The organism is Marinomonas sp., from assembly GCF_965225885.1.
Lineage (GTDB): Bacteria > Pseudomonadota > Gammaproteobacteria > Pseudomonadales > Marinomonadaceae > Marinomonas.
Genome location: NZ_OZ245329.1, coordinates 3,431,445 through 3,452,507, shown reverse-complemented (window position 1 = coordinate 3,452,507; position 21,063 = coordinate 3,431,445). Strand labels below are relative to the sequence as shown.

Here is a 21,063-nt window from a genome sequence, read left to right as displayed (position 1 = left end):
TAAATAGTTTTTTGCATTGTTGTCAGGTCTTGGTTTTGTTGTAAGGTGACAAGCTTTGCGTTTGTTTTTAAGACCCCTCCCAAATATTGTCAGCAATGCTGATAGATTCTCCTTTAATTTGTATTATCAAGTCGACGTTGTGCTTTCGAACGAGGGCGATTATTTCACTGGGTGAAAATACAGTAGCACCATTAACCTGAGTGCGATTATTCCAAGGTTCATCATCAATAAACGCAGAAATCTCGATAGGTTGTTGCGCATATTTATTGTTGTCGAGCAGGGATTTTGACAAGGAAAAACACAGGTAATCTATACCAATAAAGACGACTTTTTTTGGGGGCGTTTTGCGTCGAAAAAGTTGCCTGAGACAATGCGTTAGTGGAATCATCTTTGATTAAACCGTTTTGGTATATCGTTGCTTTGGCCTGCCACCCGTTTTATAGTCTAGCGTCATGCTGACTTGGCCTTGGGCTTCTAAATATTCAAGGTAGCGTCTGGCGGTAATGCGGCTAAGATTGATGGCTTCGCCTATCTCTTCAGCGGTAAATGGAGTGTCATCCATGGTATTAAGGTACTGAGTGAGTTTGTCCAAGGTGTTTTCATCAATGCCTTTTGGTGTTTTTCTGCTGCCATCTAGTGTTGTGCTTTTTCTAAATAGAGCGTCTATGTCTTGCTGATCAATTTTATCGTTTTTGGTGAGGCGTTTTCTAAAGTCCATATAATCGTCAAGCGCTTGTAAGACTCGGGACATTCGAATGGGTTTTACAAGATAGTCCATTACACCAAGCTGGATGGCCTTTTCAATAGTGGAGGTTTCTCGTTCGGCGGTGGTCATAATGAAGGCGGCTTTCACGCCTTTGCCTTTTAATAATTTTATCAGATCAATGCCGCTGCCATCGGGTAGCGAAATGTCCACCATAATGAGCTCGGGGGCAAATGCCTCTGCTTTTAGCTCTGCTTCTAATAAGCTTTCGCAGGCGGCGACAACATAAAAATCTGTGTGTTGGTTGATGGTGCTTTCTAATACGTAGCTAGCACGTAGATCATCTTCCACTATCATGACCGGAATGCGATTCATCTTGTTAGCGCTCGTTTATCTAAGTAAATACTAAAAACAGTGGTATTAAACTCACTGCGTTCCCAATCAAGGCTACCATGGTATTGATCAACGACTTTTTTGACCAAATAGAGCCCGATACCATGTTGTTCTGTGTTGTGTTTGCTGCTGACGCCAAAGTCTAATATTCGGCTTTCTAGTTTTTCATCCACACCAGCACCACTGTCTTCGATTTGAATCATGATGTGAGCATTTCTGTCACTAATATACAACTTAACAAAAGGCGGTATAAGTAATCTGTTGGACCAAGCGGCGAGTAAGGCATTGTCGAATAAATTTCCGACTAATGTGACCAGTGCCTCGTTGGTTTTGGAAGGGTACCGACCAAGCTGGCAATCGCTTTCAATCAGCGTATCGACTTTTAGGTCTTTGGCTTTATTGTGCTTAGCAAAAATCAGCCCTGCAACAGAGCTGTTTTCAATAGTTTTAATAATACGTCTTAGTACGACTTGATCGCCGTCACTTTCTTGCTGAAGAAACTCGATGGCATCCTCATAGCGTTCAGCCTGTAACATGCCTGATAGCACGTTTAAGTGATTAGAGTATTCGTGGGTTTTGGCGCGTAATAAGTCGGCATAGTTTTTCGTCGCCGTGAGTTCTTGTTCCAACGATTTTTCCCCATGATCGGGGAAAAATACAATAACGTAACCTATTTCACCCTTTTTACCTTTTATCGGGTACAAAGTTGCAATGAATTCTAGCTTGCCTAAATTAAACCGGTTTTGTGTTATTTGCCCTTTGGCTTCTAGTGCAAAATGGGAAAGGCTTTGTGATTGTTCGCTCAACGGTTTGTTTACTACCTGAGATGTACTGAGTACGTTCATCGTTAGCCATTCAATCGCCATACTATTAATGGCGGTGATGTTTTGTTCATGGTCGATAGCCACAATACCATCACGAATACTGTCTAAAATTAATTCATGCTCTTTGAATCTTTGTACAATCTCTTCAGGTTCGAGATATAAAAAGGTTCGTTTTAATTTGGCAATTAAGATAATGGCAATAACGACGCCAAGTAAATAAACGAAAGCGACTAATAATCCCGCTTCTCTAAGATGCTGATAGATAAGGTTGCTGGTTGTTTGCGATAAATATCCCACGCTGACTGCGCCAATAATTCCAGTATCGTCTTGTATTGGCGTGAAGTTTCGAATCGCTTCTCCTAAAGAGCCGCTGGCGACATTAGTTAAATCAATACCTTGTTGTAAAGTCGGATAAATATCATCACCTATAAAGGCTTTGCCGACGAGTGACTCGGTAGGGTGGCTAAGGCGTATGGATTGCTTGTCGACAACGACAATATAAGATGCGTCAGTTTGGCTGCGAAGGTTTTCGATATGCTGTTCGAGAGAAGTCGATTGTCCGCTATTACTTGCTTGTACTGATTTTATGACTTTTTCGTCATGGGCGACAACACGAGCTAACTCTAATCCACGCTTGCTAATGCCTTCTAAATAAGCGTTTTGTAATGAGTAGCCAAATACTAACGCGACAGCGACAACAATAATGGTAATTGTCGAAATCGTGATTAAAGCGAGGTAGGACTTGAGTGTCATTTGCGCGTCATTACTAATGAGAAATAAGAGTCGCGATTATACAGTATACCGAGGAAGTGCTAAACAAAAGGGAAAAGCCATAATGGACTTTTCCCTTTTGTTTGATAATTGACCGTACGATAATTTATTGTTTGAGTTAGGCGATTGCTTGAACAACAAGTGTCGCAAGAATCAGCATGAAAGCGCCGCCAATTCGAGAAGAGATTTGCGCGAAAGGCATTAGTTCCATACGTTTACTTGCCGCAAGAACCGCTACGTCGCCCGTACCACCCATGTTTGCCATGCAAAGACCGCCAGTGATAGCGGCTTCGATAGGGTAGAAGCCCATCAACCAGCCAATTAAGCCAGCGCCAAACACTGCGCCAAGTACTGTAATTAATACAAGCAAGAAGTACATAGGAGACAATGCATCTAGGATTTGGTTTAGATCTGTATAAGCCACACCGATACCAACTAGCAAAGCAGGCGTTAAGTTGCCAACCACAAACTTATACCAAGAGAATGCTGCTTGTTCTAATGCTTTTGGCATGATGCCAGATACTTTGATGATCGCGATAGATAGGATCATTAGTGCATAAGTGTGCATGCTGATGTAGTTAGACAGCAAAGTACCAAGGAAATACATACTAACCGCAAGTAGAGCGCCAACGCCTAATGTCGTTACATTCAGTGGTGACGTTTTTTGATCTTCTTCCTCAACTGATTTTTGACCACGAATTAGCTGTCCGTTGCCAGTAAGGCTTGGTGCGATTTGACCAAGCTTATGTAGCAAACCGGCCATAACAATAGCAATCGCATTACCAATTGCCAGTGCTGGAACCATTTGAGACATTAAGGATTCCGCACTCATGCCAGTTTTTCCAGACATAATCTCAACAAGTGGTACAGCGCCTGCGCCCATGCCGCCACCCATAATAGGTAGAGCAATTAGCATAACGGAATCGTAGAAACTTTTACTAACCAACATACCGACTAAACCGGTAAAAATGCACGCAAAGAAAGCGGAGCCAAGAATCACTGGGATATATTTTAAGGCGGCTTTTTTCAGTGTCTGAGTGTCCATGCCGAATATAGAGCCGGTCACTAAACTGGCAACATAAAAAGATAAGAAGCCGCCACTTTTCATGAATGTTGTGACATTGCTTTCAGCGCTGGAAGGGAATAGGCCGCTGTGAAATAGGTAAGCTGAACCAAAGATAACCACGATGGCACCACCACCAAAAAATTGGTTGATAATTGGTGTTCTATCTCCAATATAATTAAGGATAAAGCCAACAATAACCATAATGCCTAAAGCGCCAATCATGCCGCTTGGCATTTTGCCCGCGAAAGTGGCTAATAAAATAGTGGTAGCGGCAATGGCTAATATGATTTTACTGGTGCGTTGATCTCGCGCCGTCATGACATCATTAATGATCATTATAAACTCTCTTTTTTTCTGCTTGTTTTGATTATTCGCCGCAGTCTACCAACCTTCGTTCTAAGCGGAAGTTACTTTTCATTTAATGAAACTAAAAAGTAGTTTTGAAACTTTTGTAATGTGATTTTTATAAAGGTTTTGCACAATAGAGAGTGATTTCTTCTATTTTGTTGTTAAAAATGGGGGACTCAAGACGATAATGAAATAGCTAAACTAGGCTAAAAAAGTCCTGATAAAGGACATTTTTCGCCTAGTTTTGTCGAGTCATTTAGAAGAGAAAAAGTGTTTCTAGAAATTAATGTAGAGTGTGGTTGTTGTATGACTCAATCCAAGAGGTCATCTTATGTGGTTGCATAGGTCTGGCAATAAAGTAACCTTGTCCAAAGTGACAGCCCAGCTTGATCAGCGCTTGCTGGTGTTCTAATGACTCAATACCTTCTGCAATGAGCTTGTATTTGAATGCCTTACTAAGAGCCACAACACATATAACAATGGCGCTGTCTTCCTTATTGGATAAAACATTTTGAATAAAACTTTTATCAATTTTTAATGTATTTAAAGGCAGTTTTTTCAAGTAGTTTAGAGAAGAGTATCCTGTACCAAAATCATCAAGTGCAACCTGAACACCAAGCTTGCAACAGGCTTGCACCACATCCACAGCATGTTGAATATCGGAAATTGATACAGTTTCTAATATTTCAATTTCCAGTAGTTTAGGGTTGAAGTCAGGCATGCTGTTAAGTAAATCATTGAGTCGTTGCACAAAGTCTTTGCTGAGTAAGTGGGCAGGAGCAATATTAACACTGACGACTAAGTCTTTTTGATGCCATATAGTGTGCTGGCGTAAGGCTTCTTTCAGGACCCATTCACCGATTAAAATCCCTGTGGTTGGGTGCTCTAGCACTTCGGTAAAATCACCTGGATATAGAAATCCCAGAGTAGGATGATTCCAGCGAATCAGGGCTTCTACGCCGATCAATCGTTGCTTAACCATGTCGACCTGTGGCTGAAAATGCAACTCGAACTCATTGAGCGCGATGCCCCGTTCCGCTGCCTGCAGCATGGCTCGACGAGCGTATAAACGTCTTTCCTCTTCAGGGTCAAAGAAAATGATGTTGTTGCGCCCCATGTTTTTCGCTTGGTACATGGTTTGGTCTGCTCGCCGTAAGATAGTGTCGGCATCTAATTTATCATTGGAAACCAAAGCAACACCGATACTAGCAGAAACCTGCACATGGCAATCGAATGCTGCTAACTCAATAGGCGTATTGACTAACTCTATAAGTCGATTGAGGAATTTTGAGCATTCTTCTTGGCTTTCCACATCGTGCAATAACAGTACAAATTCATCGCCACCAATGCGTGCTAAAACATCATTTTTACGAGTAATTTGTTTTAGACGGTTGGCAATGGTGACCAAAACGTAGTCGCCAGTATCATGACCGTAATTGTCATTCACTGGCTTGAAATTATCTAAGTCCAGAAAAGCAACAGCGGCGGATTCTTCATTCGCAATGCTCACTTGGAGGTGTTCAAGCAATAACGGTCGGCTGGCTAAACCTGTTAAGCTGTCATAATGCGCCATATCATGGAGTTTTTTCTCCATTTCAGCGCGATGTACTGAGCTGATAATGGCGCGTATTAATTGCGGGCTTTGTAACTGGTTTTTGACTAGATAATCACTTGCACCTAATCGCATAGCTTCGGCAGCAACTTCTTCATCACCTAAACCAGTCACCATGATCACGGCACAATGGCTATCCATTGTTGTGCGTATGTTATTTAGTAGAGTGAGCCCAGAGTTTAGGCCTAAACGATAGTCGACGATGACACAGTCATACTCGCCACTGTTTAGATGTAGCATGGAATCTTCAACAGATGACGCTTCGGAAATATTGGTCTCGATGTCTGATTTGGACAACATTCGACGTAAGCGCTCGCGATCGACATCATCGTCATCAACGATAAGAAGTTTTAAAGCGTTACTTTTAGTGTTTTCTAATACTTCCATGATGTCTCCAAGCTCATTCATTCAGCTTATTCGCTCAGCTCAACGGCATTTTTATAGGCGACTAAAAGACTTGATAGCTTCGCAAACTGTGGTCCAACAGCGGATTTGACCATATAGCCAGCAACGTTATTCGCGTAAGCTCGTGATCTATCGCTGTCATCATTCGATGTTGTGAGGATAAAGATAACCGTATCTTTTAGAGTGTCATTGTTACGGATATATTCTAAAAACTCGAAGCCATTCATGACTGGCATGTTTAAATCTAATAACACGAGAAAAGGAGGTTTTAGTGTTATCGTCGCGTGATTATTTTCGAGTATTTCTATTGCTTCTTTACCATGGTCTGCAAAAACCAGATTGATATCGGGTGCGAATTTATTCAGGCTACGGGTAATGGATTCTGCAGCTACATCGTCATCTTCAACGACAAGCACACTTAAGTTTTTAATCATGGTTATCTTTCCTTAAAAAACGAGGCCACCAAACATGGAAAGTAACACCTCGTTGATGTTTATTTGTTTCAACGCTAATGCGTCCACCGTAGGTTTCGACTAAGCGGCGACTCACAGACAAGCCAATCCCTGTGCCGCTTTGCTCACTGGAAGTGACGGTTTGGAATAAACGAAAAATTCGTGTGAACGCTGACTCCGGAATGCCTGGGCCGTCATCGCAAATAGTAAAATGACAAAAGTTATTTTCAGCTTTACAGGCAATGGTTATCGACCCAAGCTCTTGGTCATGGTGTTTAATTGCATTGCTGATGAGATTGCGTATAACGGTTTCGAGGGGAGTCCAAACGGAGGTGAAATTTTCTAGTTGGATGTCTCTTGTGATAGTAAACCCTTCAGGTATAACAATGAGCTCAGCTATATTGTCTAGAAGTGTGTTTGCATTTATTTCTTGGGTGTTGGATTCTGATTTTCCCGCTCTTGCATAGGTTAATAAATTATCAATTAATTGCTCCATGCGCTGAATTCTAATATCAATACGACCAAGGTTTCGAGTGACATCTGGGAGCGTATCAGGACCTAAGTCTTCTTGAATCCATTCTAATAAATCGGCGATGCCGCGAAGTGGAGAGCGCAAATCATGGGAAGCGACGTAAGTAAACTCTTCTAAATTAGTATTGGTTTCACGAAGCTCCAGTTCCATGCGTTTTCGATGAGTAATATCCAAGAGGGAGATCAGCACCATGCTGCTTCCTTCTTCATCTTCAAATGGGCTAAGACCTATTTCGACCGGAAACTCTCGACCATCTTTATGCAGAGCCGTAAGATCACGGCCCACTCCCATCATTCTTGGCGTGGGGTCTTGATGAAAGGTTTGACGTAAATGATCATGATGATGTCGATATCGCTGGGGTAAAAGCATATTCATCTTTTGATTTAATAGCTCATCAGAGGAATAGCCGAAAGATTGACAGAGCGCATCGTTGCTTAATTTAATTATACCGTCTGAGTCGACCACGAGAACGCCGTGAGGAGCGTCTTGTATCGAACGCTGGAACATGTTGTTGGCGCGTAGTCTAGAAGTTAAATCAATTAAGGTGGCCAAAACAAAGGTTTCGCCATCCTGTTGAATAGGATTCAAGCCAATTTCAATAGGAATGTGTTTACCATCTTTTCGACAAGCTCGAAGAGCCTGTTCAACGCCAAATTGGCGTTTACGTGGCTGGCTAAAAAAGCCTTTCATGAGCGATTTATGATTAGCACGAAACTGCTGAGGTAAAAGCAAATCAACATCTAAGCCAATAAGCTCTTCTGTTTTATAGCCTAATATTTCAGCCAAGGTATCATTGGCAAACAGGACTTCTGCCTTGGTATTAACGACCATTGCTCCCATAGGGAGACAAGTAACGAGTTGCTGAAAAAAGATGTCATCCGCAGGCTGGTTATTCATAGTGCGTATTTTTACAGGTGGCATTGCTATTCATCTTTAAATTCCTTATATAAGAATATCTTATAGCGTAGGTTAGTTAACACAAAGCGGCAAATAAGGATGCAATAAGATTTGTTAAGAATGGTATCTGGTTCTTTATTACAGGGATTGTTTGAACGTTATCTTTTTCCGCTCCCTCAGCACAATTTGATTATGGGAACGGCTAAAAAATAAAGGTGTGTGATTGTATTTTAATGGCTATCCATAAAATCAATCTTTATCAGAAGAGGGCTGTGTTAATTTTCCTGAATTTGTACAGGGTTGGTGCTGAACAAATAACCGTCAAAATTAGGGTCTTGATGTTCAGACAATAACATAAGAGTGTCTTTCACATTTTCTAAGTGTCGCCACATTGCCATGCGTGCCGCATCTGGTTTTTTTTGCTGGATAGCTAATAAAATCTTTTCGTGATCGAACAGCCATTTTTTTCGATAGGTTTGATCTGTAATGTGAGAATGCAACTGTTTCCACATGGGACTGTTTTCACGTCGTTCCCATAGGTTTTCAACGAGATCGACTAAGACGCTGTTTTGAGTCGCGTCGGCAATAGCCAAATGAAACAGTTTGTCGGCCGCATGGTTTTGGTCAGCCGCATCAATGTTTTGCTTTTCTAGCTCTAGCGCGTCGCGCATATTGAGAATGTCTTTTTTGGTGGCTTGAGTCGCTGCAAATTCTGCTACGTGGCTTTCAAGCAATTGCCTTGCTTGCATCATTTCAAAAGGACCGACGTCGTCTTTGTCTAGGGAGTCTTCAAATCTATCGGATGATTTGATGTTAGTTGGTTGTTTGAGTAGATAAATGCCACTGCCTTTTCGCACTTCAACGATTTCCATCAATTCAAGCATAATCAAGGCTTCGCGAAGCAAGGTTCTGCTAACACCTAGCTGCTCTGCGATATCACGCTCTGGTGGAAGACGGTCGCCAACTTGATATTTTCCCTGCCGAAGTTCTTCGTAAAGTTTAAGCCCAACCTCCTGATATAGACGCTTTGGTTTTACGAGTGTGTTTATCATAGCTTTCTACTTTGTTTAGCCAATGGGTGAAAAATTAAAGGTGAGGTATTTACAGAAGAGGGATGACTATAAGCAAAGACCTCTTATCGGTATATATTACTAATATACCAATAAGAGTCGCTTGATTCAGTTTATTTGTCGAGTGCTTTTATTGCTTCTACATAAGGAGCGATAACAGGGTTTTGCTCTGCTTCTTGAAACATTGGCTCAACCGCTTTAATGAAGGGGTCTTTATCAACATCAATGATTTCAACGCCCATTTTCGTTGCTTTTTGCAATTCTTGCTCGGTGTATTCACCCCAAATCTTTTTCATATAAGCTGTGGCGTCTTTGCCCGCAGCTAAAATTAAAGCTTTGTTCTTATCGGATAGTTTTTCCCAAGTTTTGGTGCTAATTACTAATACGTCTGGAATCATCGCGTGACCATCACGAGTGTAGTATTTTGCTACTTCACCATGGCGATAAGTCGTTACAGCGCCAATGTTATTTTCTGCGCCATCAACAACACGTTGTTGAAGAGCGGTATACAACTCACCAAATGGAAGTGGCGTAGGAGAAGCCCCCATTAATTCCATCATTTTGATCGCACTTGGGCTTGGCTGAACGCGAATCTTCATGCCTTTCAGATCGGCAGGAGAGTGAACTGGCTTAGATGTGTAAAAATTACGTGAACCGGCATCAAAATACGCCACGCCCACAAAGCCGTATTTTGCAGAAGAACTTAGAATTTTCTGTCCAACATCTTCACTCGCTAGTGCGCGATAAAAATGCTCGCGGTCTCTAAAGATATAAGGAATGTTGAAAGCACCATAAGCAGGATCGAATGACTCAAGCTCACTGGCGTTAGATTTGGCCATGTCCAAAGCACCGCTTTGAAGCAATTCTAAGGATTCGCGCTGAGTACCTAATTGGCCATTTGGATAGATGCGAACCTTGATTTCGCCGTCGGATTTTTCTTTGACTTCGTCAGCAAAGAATTTAAGTGCTTTATGAACTGGTGATTTGGTGTCGCCATTATGGCTAAGCTTTAGTGTTTCAGCAAAACTCATTGATGAAGCACCCATTAAACCACCCAGTAACAATGCTGAGGCAAAATGTAGCTTAGCTTTTTTCATATTTAACATTTTGTAAATCTCCGTTTTGATATTTTTATAATGCTTTAGATTATCAAAGTGTGCCGTGTCGAGTTGGCATAATTACACGCAGGTTGATTTTGGTCAACCAATCTAATCTAGTTAGTTGACCAAAACTAATGTTTGGTTCAATATGTCGCCGGTTAATAGACGCTATTTTGAGCTTTTAGTCTCTTCAAGGGGAAGTAAATGACGAAATTCATTCATGTGGTAGACCGCATCTTATCTACTATTTGTGTCACTTTAATGGTGGCGCTCGTTGCGTGCGTGGTTTGGCAAGTGTTCTCTCGTTATGTTCTTGGTGCACCGAGTACATCAACCGATGAAATGGCTCGATTCTTATTTATTTGGGTCGGTTTATTGGGGGTTGCGTTCACATTAGGGCAGAAAAAACATTTGGCAATGGACTTTATGTTGCTGATGTTGGAAGGGAAAAAGAAGGCCACATTGCAGTTAGTCATTACGCTTATCGGTTTGTTCTTTGCTGTAGTCATTATGGTGTTTGGTGGCGGCTCTTTGGTCCTAAAAACACTTAATGTTGGTCAACTTTCTCCTGTATTAGGGCTGCAAATGGGCTGGGTTTACGCTGCGATTCCTATTAGTGGCGGTTGCATGATTTTGTATTTGTTGCGGGATTTGTTTGCGCCGACCCAAGACTAAAATGATTTACATGTTTAAAAATGCCGCCTTTTTGTAACCTTTTTGGCGGTTTAAAAAGATTCTGATAATAAGGATAAAAACGTGGAATGGTTAGTTGCACTCGTTCTCTTTGGTAGTTTTTTCACTATGTTGGTACTTGGTGTACCAATTTCCTTCTCTATTGCTGTCGCTTCACTTTTGTCTATCATGGTGTCGCTGCCTTTTGATGCCTCCCTTTCTGTTGTCTCACAAAAACTTGCCTCAGGCATGGACAGCTTTACCTTGCTGGCGATTCCGTTTTTTATTCTAGCTGGGAATATAATGAATCGGGGCGGATTGGCATTAAGGTTAATTGAGTTTTCTAAGTTGTTAGCAGGTCGTTTACCGGGTTCATTGGGCCATGTGAATGTCATCGCTAATATGCTTTTTGGTTCTATTTCTGGTTCAGCCGTGGCAGCAGCGGCTGCAGTTGGCGGTACCATGGCGCCATTGCAGAAAAAGAGCGGCTACGATCCGGTTTTTTCAACGGCCGTTAACATTACGTCAAGTCCTGCTGGTTTATTGATTCCACCTAGCAATGCATTAATTGTTTACTCTTTGATTTCGGGTGGCACCTCTATTAGCGCGTTATTCCTCGGAGGTTATTTACCAGGTTTATTAATGGGGGCCTGTGTAATGGTGGCCGTCGCCGTGGTGGCGAAGAAGAAAAATTACCCAGTCTCTGACAAAGTATCTTTGGGAGAAGCGGGGCAAATAACCTTTAGAGCCTTACCGAGTTTGGGGCTGATCGTTGTTATTATGGGCGGCATCATTGGTGGTATTTTTACTGCAACGGAAGCGTCGGCCATTGCGGTTGTCTATTCGTTCTTTCTTGCTCTTATTTACCGGGAAGTATCACTTAAGGACATGCCTAGTATCATTCTTGGCTCCATCATGACGGCTTCCATGATCATGTTGTTGATTGGTGCGTCTATGTCCATGGCATGGGCAATGGCGAATGCTGATATTCCTTATGCTGTGAGTGATGCGTTACTCGCCTTGTCTGATAATCCAATTATCATCTTATTGATTATTAACTTAATTCTGCTTGTTGTCGGTATCTTTATGGATATGACGCCAGCGTTGCTAATCTTCACACCTATTTTCCTACCGATTGCATTGGAACTTGGTATCGATCCAGTTCACTTCGGCATCATTATTACCTTCAACTTATGTATCGGTATTTGTACACCGCCAGTTGGCAGCGCCTTATTTGTTGGTTGTTCTGTGAGCGGAGTGAAAATTGACCAAGTCATTAAGCCATTGTTACCTATCTTTGGCCTGCTGTTGCTGGCTTTGTTGGCGGTGACCTTCATTCCAGAAATTACCTTGTTTTTACCGTCTCTTTTACTCGGGTACTAGTTTAGAAGCGTGCGAATTTTAACGATATTTGGAGATATGTATTTATGAAGCCGATTATTAATTGGAAGCTTCTAGGAGTTGAAGACAATCGCGTAGACGTTCAGTGTGATGATCGTCACGTGCTGCATTTTTTCGTTCTAGAATCCAACGTGATTCGTGTTTTACTGAAAAAGAACGGTAAGCTACAACTCGAAAATAGCTGGTGCATTTCCCCTAATGACAGTCCTAATGGCAGTGAAATGGGTTGGGAAGGTCGTGACCGTATGAGTACGGAAGGCTTTACTTGTCCAGAGTTTAACGTGTCTGAACGAGGTGACCAGCTAAGCATTGCTTCAGCATCGCTTCGTGTCACCTTATCGACGCCGTTAAAATTAACCTGGGAATACGCCGACGCTGCTGGTAACTGGCATTACCTTGCTGCAGACCGTCACAGCGGCGCTTATATGTTGGGTGTGCAAAGCAACGATATTCACCATTATATGGCGCGTGATTTGTCTGAAAAATATTATGGTTTGGGGGAAAAAACTGGTGACCTTAATCGTCATGGCTCGCGTTACCAAATGCGTAATATTGATGCCATGGGTTACGACGCCAAAAATACCGATCCGCTTTACAAGCATATTCCTTTTTACATCACCAAAACCGAACAAGCGAGTTTCGGTATTTTTTACGATAACTTGTCAACCAGTTGGTTTGATTTGGGCAATGAGCTAGATAACTACCATGGCTATTATCGTAGTTACCATGCAGATGAAGGCGATCTGGATTTTTACTTCATGTACGGTGAAAAAGTCGTTGATGTGACTAAAACCTATGTGAACTTAACCGGTCGTACTATTTTTGGGCCGAAATGGAGTCTTGGTTACAGCGGTTCTACTATGCTTTATACGGATGCCGAGAATGCTCAAGAGCAGCTTGGTGACTTTATTAAGCACTGCGACAATCACAGCATGCCTTGCGACTCTTTCCAGCTTTCTTCTGGTTATACCTCGATTGGTAATAAGCGTTATGTCTTTAACTGGAACACCAGTAAGGTGCCAAATCCACTTAAATTGAGCGCAGACTTTCATCAGGCTGGCCTTAAATTAGCGGCGAACATCAAGCCTTGTTTGTTGCAAGATCATCCACGATTCGAAGAAGTGGCGTCGCAGAATTTATTTATTCAAGACTCTGAATATGATGCACCTGAGTCATCTCAGTTTTGGGATGATTCTGGCTCACATTTGGATTTTACTAATCCAAACACTATTCAATGGTGGAAAAAGAATGTCACTGAGCAATTGCTTGAAAAGGGCATTGACTCTACTTGGAATGACAACAACGAATACGAAGTCTGGGACAGTAATGCTCGATGCGTAGGCTTTGGTAAGCAGACGCCAATCAAGCTGATTCGCCCATTGCAGCCATTGCTAATGATGCGTGCGTCTTTTGAAGCGCAAACGGAATTTGCACCAAGCTTGCGCCCGTATTTGATCTCCCGTTCTGGTTGTCCAGGCATGCAGCGCTATGTGCAAACATGGAGTGGTGACAACCGTACTAACTGGCAAACTTTGCGTTACAACACACTCATGGGCGTTGGTATGAACCTTTCTGGTTTGTACAACATGGGTCACGACGTGGGTGGCTTCTCGGGTGATCGTCCAGATCCGGAATTGTTTGTGCGTTGGGTTCAAAACGGTGTCATGCATCCGCGTTTTACCATTCACTCTTGGAACGATGATAAAACGGTTAACGAGCCTTGGATGTACCCAGAAGTGACGCCTATCATTCGTGAAGCCATGACGCTTCGTTACCGTTTGATGCCGTATTTGTACAACCTACTTTGGCAAGCGCATAAACATCATGAGCCTATGCTGCGTGCAACCTTCTTAGACCACGAGGCCGATGCTCGTACCTATGAAGAAAGCGATGACTTCTTGCTAGGTAAAGACCTATTGGTGGCGTCTGTCGTAGAGCAAGGCCAACGAACTCGCCCTGTGTATTTGCCTGACAATGGCGATGGCTGGTATGACTTCCATCGTAAGACTTGGTATGCCGGTGGACAAGACATCATCCTGCCAGCCGCGCTAGAAGAGATCCCTTTGCTTGCTCGTGCTGGTAGCGTGATTCCTACTAGTAATCGCATTGCTCATGTCGACGCACAAAAAGATACCCAACGTCAGTTGCTTGTTTTCCCATTCAAAGGAGCAGGGCAACGTGACTTGTCCGTGTTTGATGACGATGGACTTTCTACTGGCTATTTAGACGGTCACTACCTACAACTAAACATGACGTTGAAATGCGACCTTGAAAGAATTGATCTGAATATTTCACGAGAAGGTGAATGGCAGCCAGCTTACAAAGAGATGAGCTTTGTCTTGCCAGCAAGCGAGCAACGTCCTTTCTATGTCAATGGTAAGCAAATAGAGCGCTCTCAAACTGTCGCTCTTAGCAGCCTTATATAAGCCGAGGAAATGACATGAAAAACTTTATGACAGAAGATTTTTTACTAACAACGGAAACGGCGAAGCGCTTGTACCATGAGTACGCGGCTGATCAGCCAATTTATGACTACCATTGCCATTTAAGCCCTCAAGAAATCGCCGAGAATCGTCGTTTTACCGACCTTGGTGAGATCTGGCTGGAAGGTGATCATTACAAGTGGCGCGCTATGCGTGCCGCAGGTATTGAAGAGCGTTTGATTACGGGTGATGCGAGTTTCAAAGATAAATACCAAGCATGGTCTAAAACCGTGCCTCAGTGTATTGGTAACCCAATTTACCATTGGACGCATTTAGAATTGCGTCGTCCTTTTGGTATTACGGATGTATTGTTTTCTCCGAAAACAGCCGACGCTATTTGGGATCAATGTAATGAAATGTTGCAGCAACCTGAGTTTTCCGCACGTGGCATCATGCAGCAAATGAACGTGAAAATGGTCGGCACTACAGACGATCCTGCTGATAGCCTCGAACATCATAAGTTTACTGCCAATGACAGCAGCTTCGACATTGATGTTACGCCAAGTTGGCGCCCTGATCGTGCTTTTAAAGTCGATCATGTTGGCTTCAAAGATTACTTAAATAAACTCGGTAAAGCGGCGGATAAAAACATCGAACGTTTTAGTGATTTGATTGATGCCTTAGCGCAACGTCTTGAAGTATTCGATGCTCATGGCTGCCGCAGTGCCGACCACGGCATTGAAATCATGCGTTTTGCTAACGAGCCTAGCGAAGCAGAATTAGACGCTATTTTATCGAAACGTATTAATGAGCAACCGCTGACCGAACTTGAAATAGCGCAATTTTCCAGCGCCGTTCAAGTGTGGTTAGGCAAGCAATACGCTAAAAAAGGCTGGGTGATGCAGCTGCACATTGGTGCGCGCCGTAATAACTCTTCCAGAATGTTCAAACTGATTGGTGGTGATTCTGGTTTTGACTCCATGGATGATCGTGCCTTTGCGGAACCTTTGTCGGGTTTCTTGAATGCCTTGGATCAAAGTGACGAGCTACCGAAAACCATCCTTTACTGCTTAAACCCAATGCATAACGAAATGTTGGCAACCATGGCGGGTAACTTCCAAGGCGGCGGCGTAGCAGGCAAGGTGCAATTCGGCTCTGGTTGGTGGTTTAACGACCAACTAGACGGCATGCAGCGCCAGCTTACTAGCGTGGCGCAAATGGGCTTGTTAAGCCAATTTGTCGGCATGTTAACGGACTCCCGTAGCTTCCTATCTTACACCCGTCATGAATATTTCCGCCGTTTGTTGTGCGAGATGATTGGTGGTTGGGTTGAACGAGGTGAGGCGCCAGCAGACATGGCGTTATTAGGCGAGATGGTAAAAGGGATTTGTTCGGAAAATGCCAAGAAGTACTTTGGTTTTTAAGGTACTGGTCTCTAAAAATATAAGGAATCATCATGATTAGCATAAAAACAACAAATACCTTATACGCACCAGAAAAGGTGGATGTTGGCATTGTTCATATTGGATTGGGCGCTTTTCATCGGGCGCATCAAGCTGTTTATATCGAAAAAAACCTTAATCGCCATCAAGGTGGCAATTGGGGGATATGCGCGGTAAACATTCGTTCAAACACGCAACTTGTCGACGAGTTAAAAAGCAATGGTTGCCGCTATCATATTGCCGAATACCAAGACAGTCAGAACGTCGAACTGCGTGAGATCAACGCGATTCGTGATGCTCTATTTGCTGGCGCTGACAAAGAGCCTTTGTTTACCAAGCTTGTGTCACCAAAGACCAAGATCGTGACTTTAACCGTTACTGAAAAAGGCTACTACCTAGCACCGGTTGATAAGACATTGCGCCAAGATGATCCAAGTATCCAGCACGATATTGAAAATCCTACGGCGCCTAAAACCGCGCCAGGGATTCTTGTTGAAGCCTTGTACCGCAGAAAAGACTTGGGTCTACCGCCGTTTACTATCTTGTCTTGTGACAATATGCCGAATAACGGCAGTTTAACGCGTCGAGCGGTATGTGAGTTGGCAGCGCATCGTTCAGTAGAGTTTGTTCAATGGATTGAAGACACCGTGGCATTTCCAAGTTCCATGGTGGACAGAATTGTGCCAGCAATGTCGGATGATTCCCGCGAGCGATTGCAAAAGGAGCTTAATTGTCACGATCAAAATGCTGTGATGTGTGAAGCCTTTAGCCAATGGGTTGTGGAAGATAACTTCCCGCAAGGTCGACCAGATTGGGAGCACGACGGCGTGCAAATGGTGGAAGATGTTCATCCATTTGAAACTATGAAGCTGCGCTTACTAAACGGCAGTCATTCATTGTTGGCGTATGTTGGCTTAGCGGCTAAACACCAGACAGTGGCGCAAGCGGTGGCGGATGAAAAATTCGCCAACTTGATTCGTCACTATATGAGTCTTGAAGCCGCACCGACCTTGGATTTGCCACGAGAAGTACAAGTTCAAACCTATATCGAAAGTTTAGTTAGTCGTTTTGCAAACGACAGTTTGCAGCATCAATTGTCGCAAATTGCGATGGATGGCTCTCAGAAAATTCCTCAGCGCTGGTTAAATGGTGCGGAAGAACGTTTGGCGAACGATGCAAAACAGGGCGACCTAAATGCGACAGCGTTAGGTGTAGCGGCATGGCTATTTTATGTGCGCGGTGAAGATCTTGAAGGCAATCAACACAAGGTTGATGACCCAATGGCGCAGACGTTAAGAGAACTTCATGACCGTTGTTCTGACTCTGAAAGCTTGGTCTGTGAAGCCTTAAAGCTGAACGATATTTTTTCTACAAAACTCAGCCAAAGCGAGGCATTTTCTCACGCTGTGCTGAGCGCTTATCAAACAATTATTTCAAGCGGTGTTGCAGAATGTTTGTCATTCAATAACAGACTTTTAAATAACAACACTGCGAATTTCGGAGGATAAAATGGAACATACTTGGCGTTGGTTTGGACCAAATGATGAAACAACTTTGACGGATATTCGTCAAACAGGTGCAACGGGTGTCGTCACGGCTTTACATGAGATTCCTAATGGTGAAGTGTGGCCAGTAGAGGCAATTAAAGCACGCAAAGCCATGATCGAATCGCATTCACTGCGTTGGTCTGTGGTAGAAAGTGTGCCAGTACACGAAGATATTAAAAAGCGCACTGGTAATTACCAAGAGTACATTCAAAACTACAAGCAAACCCTGCTTAACTTGGCGGAATGTGGCATAGATACGGTGTGCTACAACTTCATGCCGGTATTAGATTGGACGCGTACAGATTTGGATTATGAGTTGCCAGATGGCTCTCGTGCGTTGCGTTTTGACCAAACGGCTTTTGCTGCGTTTGAATTGTATATATTAGAACGTAAAGGCGCAGAATCTGATTACAGCGATGACGAAAAAGCCCAAGCAAAAGTCTTCTTAGAGAACCTAAAATCAGAAGACAAAGACCGCTTGGTTGCGAACATCATCGCAGGTCTTCCTGGGTCCGAAGAAAGCTACACCATAGAACAATTCCGCGAAAAATTAGACGAATACGCTGGCATCGACAAAGACAAACTTCGTGAGCACCTGAAGCTTTTCCTAGAAGAGATTGTGCCAGCGGCTGAGCAAGGCGGCTTGCGTCTAGCGATTCACCCAGATGATCCACCACGCCCAATTCTTGGTTTACCACGCGTTGTCTCTGTCAAAGACGATATCGAATGGTTGCTAGGTGCGGTACCAAGCCCAGTAAACGGTATTACTCTTTGTACTGGTTCTTATGGTGTTCGCGCAGACAACGACTTGGTCGACATGGTGCAACGCTTTGGTTCTAACATCTTCTTCACGCATTTACGCTCTACTAAACGTGAAGAAGTGGCAGGCAGCTTCCATGAGGCGTCCCATCTTGGCGGTGATGTCGATATGGTCGGTGTGGTTCGCGCGCTTCTTGTAGAAGAGAAAAAGCGTAATGATAACAACGCTCCAAGCCTGATCCCAATGCGACCAGACCACGGCCATCAAATCCTGAATGACCTAGATAAAAACTCCAAACCGGGTTACTCGAAACTAGGCCGCATGAAAGGCTTGGCTGAAGTTCGTGGTTTAGAGTTGGGCCTTAAAAGTACGCTGTAAGCTAGCGAATTACTAAATTTAGAGAGTTACCAAGCTTGAATACAAAAATGCCTTTTGTGCTGATATAGGACAGGAGGCATTTTTCTTTTTCCTAAGCCATCCACCTCTGGACCTTAACCCTTTACGAGCCAAGATAAGTGATACGCCAGAGGAAGCCGATTTTACCAGTCTCAAAAAAAACATGTGGACTCAGCCAAAGTGCAAAGGCAGCCAAAGCGATTATTGCCTTTTATTGGTAATCCAAGAGAAAACATGCCTCATGGGGTGCCATTTTTATTATCTAATTTTTATGGTCAATATCCTAAATTCAATTTACTAAATAGCATTTATATCGCTTACAGAGTCAGGGTTTTGGTGCTTTTAAAGTATCTGTCCTAGTATTTGGTATTTTCGGAGAATTCACTGTGATGATTTTTAAGGTTGTAGTTTTTTGTAGTTTTATATTTAGTATTTTTCCGTAAATTCTTATTTAGTATTTATTTGTAATTGTCTATATATTCATATCTTAATTAAGAGCATTATGTTTTTGTTTTATATTTATTATTATAATTTTTATATGACAATATAAATAACTGTAATGGTGGGCGATTGAATTTATGAAAAATATCAAATTAAGTATATTGCTTTTTTTAGTTATGGGTTGGTGGTTTTAGGTCTAATTATTATAATAATATTTTCTTTTATTAATATGAGTGTTATTAATAATCAATCTACTGTTATTTCAAATAATTGGCTTCCATCGATTAAGCTGGTTGAAAGTATTAACACTCAGACTGCAGATTTACGTAATGCCGAAGCCGTTCATATTTTTTATGAGAAGACAGAAGAGAAAGCTAGGATAGAAAAAGTTATTGAAGATGGAAAAGTAAAAATTGAACAGACAATCAGAGCATATAAAGCCTTAGTGTCTAGTGAGGACGAAGCAAAGTTATTAAAAAAATTTGAAGCGAGCTATAATGATTATCTGAATATTGAAAATAAAGTGATTACCCTATCAAGGCAAGAAGAAGATGATGAAGCGCGAACTATTTTTCTCACTGAGTCACTTAAAAAATATACTGAGTATTCAGATGTACTATTAGAGCTTGCTGAAGTAAATGAGAAGGGTGCTCAATTAGCAAGTGAGAATGGTGACATAGTTTATCAAAAGTCTGTTTCTATTCTTAGTATAATTTCGGCTGTCATTGTCGTAATGATCTGTATTGTTGCTTTTTACATCATACGAACATTAACTCAGCAGGTCGGCTATATTCAAAATGCCATGACGCGTTTGTCCGGTGGTGATTTGAGTTTTCGTTTAGAAAATGTTTCCCGCAATGAGTTGGGTATTTTGGCTGGTCACTTTAATAAAACCGTTGAGCAGCTTTCTACGACGATAAATGAAATTCAAGATGCTGCGACTCAACTTGCTTCCACATCAGAAGAACTAAGTGTTGTTACGGAAAAATCGACTCAAGACATGCATCAGCAAAACGAACAATTAGAGTTAGCTGTTTCCGCCGTTACTGAAATGACGTCAGCCGTTGAAGATGTTGCACGTAATGCGGTGGCTACATCTAAAGACTCTGATTTAGCAGATGATCGAGCTGAATTAGGTCGTGATCAGGTTCAACAAACCATAAAAACTATTCAGTCTCTATTGACTGAGTTGAAGACTACCACTCAGGGTGTTAATGATCTAGCAGGACAGGTGAGCAGCATTGGTTCAGTGTTAGATGTAATCCGTGGTATCGCAGATCAAACGAACTTGTTGGCACTAAACGCAGCAATTGAAGCGGCTCGAGCGGGTGAAACGGGGCGAGGTTTTGCTGTGGTCGCAGATGAAGTACGTGCATTGGCACATCGTACTCAAGAGTCGACAAAAGATATTGAAGCAATGATTCAATCTGTGCAAAGCGGAACGGATCTTACTGTAAGTTCAATGCAGCGCAGCCATGAAAAAGCCAACGCCACATTGGATATAGCGAATTTATCTGGGGAAGCGCTTAAATCTATTGGAGAGTCTGTTTCTCGTATTAATGAGCAAAACATTGCCATTGCAAGTTCAGCCGAAGAGCAAGCACTTGTTGCACGCGAAGTAGATAAAAACTTGCTAACTATTCGTGATATTGCGAATGAAACAGTTGCTGGAGCGAATCAATCTAGTGCGGCGAGTTTGGATCTTGCCCGACTTGCAGAGAACCTCAGTGGTTTAACGAATCGCTTTAAGCTATAAAGTTTTAGTCATTAAGTAGTGATTTAAACAGGCGATAAAAGACCGAGTAGCA

The 21,063-nt window shown here is 42.5% G+C and carries 15 protein-coding genes; 7 read left to right on the top strand and 8 right to left on the bottom strand.

The window, feature by feature from the left end:
• Positions 1-394 precede the first annotated feature (394 nt).
• The 8 genes from ACO05V_RS16430 to ACO05V_RS16395 all read right to left on the bottom strand — a co-directional run bounded on the left by ACO05V_RS16430 (position 395) and on the right by ACO05V_RS16395 (position 10,179).
• The gene (locus ACO05V_RS16430) at positions 395-1,078 is read right to left on the bottom strand and encodes a response regulator (RefSeq protein ID WP_421853897.1); all 684 of its coding nucleotides are present in this window, start codon (positions 1,076-1,078) and stop codon (positions 395-397) included.
• Entirely contained in the window at positions 1,075-2,673 is a 1,599-nt protein-coding gene (locus ACO05V_RS16425; protein WP_421853894.1) for an ATP-binding protein, read from the bottom strand. The genes ACO05V_RS16430 and ACO05V_RS16425 overlap by 4 nt, the downstream gene beginning before the upstream one ends.
• 136 nt (positions 2,674-2,809) lie before the next feature.
• Positions 2,810-4,093, bottom strand: coding sequence for a 2-hydroxycarboxylate transporter family protein (locus ACO05V_RS16420; RefSeq protein ID WP_421853891.1), 1,284 nt, complete (start codon positions 4,091-4,093; stop codon positions 2,810-2,812).
• Between the two features lie 295 nt (positions 4,094-4,388).
• A complete protein-coding gene (locus tag ACO05V_RS16415) occupies positions 4,389-6,104 on the bottom strand; it encodes an EAL domain-containing protein (RefSeq protein WP_421853888.1) in 1,716 nt (571 codons plus the stop codon).
• A gap of 26 nt (positions 6,105-6,130) precedes the next feature.
• On the bottom strand, positions 6,131-6,556 hold the full coding sequence (locus ACO05V_RS16410) for a response regulator (protein WP_421853885.1): 426 nt from the start codon (positions 6,554-6,556) through the stop codon (positions 6,131-6,133).
• The gene (locus tag ACO05V_RS16405) at positions 6,549-8,027 is read right to left on the bottom strand and encodes a sensor histidine kinase (protein WP_421853882.1); all 1,479 of its coding nucleotides are present in this window, start codon (positions 8,025-8,027) and stop codon (positions 6,549-6,551) included. Before ACO05V_RS16405 ends, ACO05V_RS16410 begins: the two co-directional genes overlap by 8 nt.
• Before the next feature lie 251 nt (positions 8,028-8,278).
• The gene (locus ACO05V_RS16400) at positions 8,279-9,055 is read right to left on the bottom strand and encodes an FCD domain-containing protein (RefSeq protein ID WP_421853879.1); all 777 of its coding nucleotides are present in this window, start codon (positions 9,053-9,055) and stop codon (positions 8,279-8,281) included.
• Positions 9,056-9,186: 131 nt separating this feature from the next.
• Positions 9,187-10,179, bottom strand: coding sequence for a TRAP transporter substrate-binding protein (locus ACO05V_RS16395; RefSeq protein ID WP_421853876.1), 993 nt, complete (start codon positions 10,177-10,179; stop codon positions 9,187-9,189).
• A gap of 198 nt (positions 10,180-10,377) precedes the next feature.
• Here ACO05V_RS16395 and ACO05V_RS16390 point away from each other — a divergent pair, with 198 nt between their 5' ends.
• The 7 genes from ACO05V_RS16390 (at position 10,378) to ACO05V_RS16360 (ending at position 21,011) form a co-directional block, all read left to right on the top strand.
• Positions 10,378-10,848 carry a TRAP transporter small permease gene (locus ACO05V_RS16390; RefSeq protein ID WP_421853873.1) on the top strand — a complete coding sequence of 157 codons (471 nt, stop codon included), beginning with the start codon at positions 10,378-10,380 and terminating at the stop codon, positions 10,846-10,848.
• Positions 10,849-10,929: 81 nt separating this feature from the next.
• Positions 10,930-12,228, top strand: a complete 1,299-nt coding sequence (locus ACO05V_RS16385) for a TRAP transporter large permease (RefSeq protein WP_421853870.1) — start codon at positions 10,930-10,932, stop codon at positions 12,226-12,228.
• 44 nt (positions 12,229-12,272) lie between these two features.
• The gene (locus ACO05V_RS16380; RefSeq protein ID WP_421853867.1) at positions 12,273-14,672 is read left to right on the top strand and encodes a TIM-barrel domain-containing protein; all 2,400 of its coding nucleotides are present in this window, start codon (positions 12,273-12,275) and stop codon (positions 14,670-14,672) included.
• A 14-nt stretch (positions 14,673-14,686) separates the two neighbouring features.
• Positions 14,687-16,093, top strand: a complete 1,407-nt coding sequence (gene uxaC, locus ACO05V_RS16375; RefSeq protein ID WP_421853864.1) for a glucuronate isomerase — start codon at positions 14,687-14,689, stop codon at positions 16,091-16,093.
• 32 nt (positions 16,094-16,125) lie between these two features.
• Positions 16,126-17,619 carry a mannitol dehydrogenase family protein gene (locus ACO05V_RS16370; protein ID WP_421853861.1) on the top strand — a complete coding sequence of 498 codons (1,494 nt, stop codon included), beginning with the start codon at positions 16,126-16,128 and terminating at the stop codon, positions 17,617-17,619.
• Between the two features lies 1 nt (position 17,620).
• Positions 17,621-18,796 (top strand): mannonate dehydratase, encoded by a 1,176-nt coding sequence (gene uxuA, locus ACO05V_RS16365; RefSeq protein WP_421853858.1) that lies wholly within the window; start codon positions 17,621-17,623, stop codon positions 18,794-18,796.
• 640 nt (positions 18,797-19,436) lie between these two features.
• Positions 19,437-21,011 carry a methyl-accepting chemotaxis protein gene (locus ACO05V_RS16360; RefSeq protein WP_421853855.1) on the top strand — a complete coding sequence of 525 codons (1,575 nt, stop codon included), beginning with the start codon at positions 19,437-19,439 and terminating at the stop codon, positions 21,009-21,011.
• Positions 21,012-21,063 lie beyond the last annotated feature (52 nt).

Excerpts from the sequence above, each read along its gene's own strand:
- ACO05V_RS16430 (WP_421853897.1), bottom strand. The coding sequence starts at position 1,078 with ATGAATCGCATTCCGGTCATGATAGTGGAAGATGATCTACGTGCTAGC.
- ACO05V_RS16425 (WP_421853894.1), bottom strand. The coding sequence starts at position 2,673 with ATGACACTCAAGTCCTACCTCGCTTTAATCACGATTTCGACAATTACC.
- ACO05V_RS16420 (WP_421853891.1), bottom strand. The coding sequence starts at position 4,093 with ATGATCATTAATGATGTCATGACGGCGCGAGATCAACGCACCAGTAAA.
- ACO05V_RS16415 (WP_421853888.1), bottom strand. The coding sequence starts at position 6,104 with ATGGAAGTATTAGAAAACACTAAAAGTAACGCTTTAAAACTTCTTATC.
- ACO05V_RS16410 (WP_421853885.1), bottom strand. The coding sequence starts at position 6,556 with ATGATTAAAAACTTAAGTGTGCTTGTCGTTGAAGATGACGATGTAGCT.
- ACO05V_RS16405 (WP_421853882.1), bottom strand. The coding sequence starts at position 8,027 with ATGCCACCTGTAAAAATACGCACTATGAATAACCAGCCTGCGGATGAC.
- ACO05V_RS16400 (WP_421853879.1), bottom strand. The coding sequence starts at position 9,055 with ATGATAAACACACTCGTAAAACCAAAGCGTCTATATCAGGAGGTTGGG.
- ACO05V_RS16395 (WP_421853876.1), bottom strand. The coding sequence starts at position 10,179 with ATGTTAAATATGAAAAAAGCTAAGCTACATTTTGCCTCAGCATTGTTA.
- ACO05V_RS16390 (WP_421853873.1), top strand. The coding sequence starts at position 10,378 with ATGACGAAATTCATTCATGTGGTAGACCGCATCTTATCTACTATTTGT.
- ACO05V_RS16380 (WP_421853867.1), top strand. The coding sequence starts at position 12,273 with ATGAAGCCGATTATTAATTGGAAGCTTCTAGGAGTTGAAGACAATCGC.
- uxaC (WP_421853864.1), top strand. The coding sequence starts at position 14,687 with ATGAAAAACTTTATGACAGAAGATTTTTTACTAACAACGGAAACGGCG.
- ACO05V_RS16370 (WP_421853861.1), top strand. The coding sequence starts at position 16,126 with ATGATTAGCATAAAAACAACAAATACCTTATACGCACCAGAAAAGGTG.
- uxuA (WP_421853858.1), top strand. The coding sequence starts at position 17,621 with ATGGAACATACTTGGCGTTGGTTTGGACCAAATGATGAAACAACTTTG.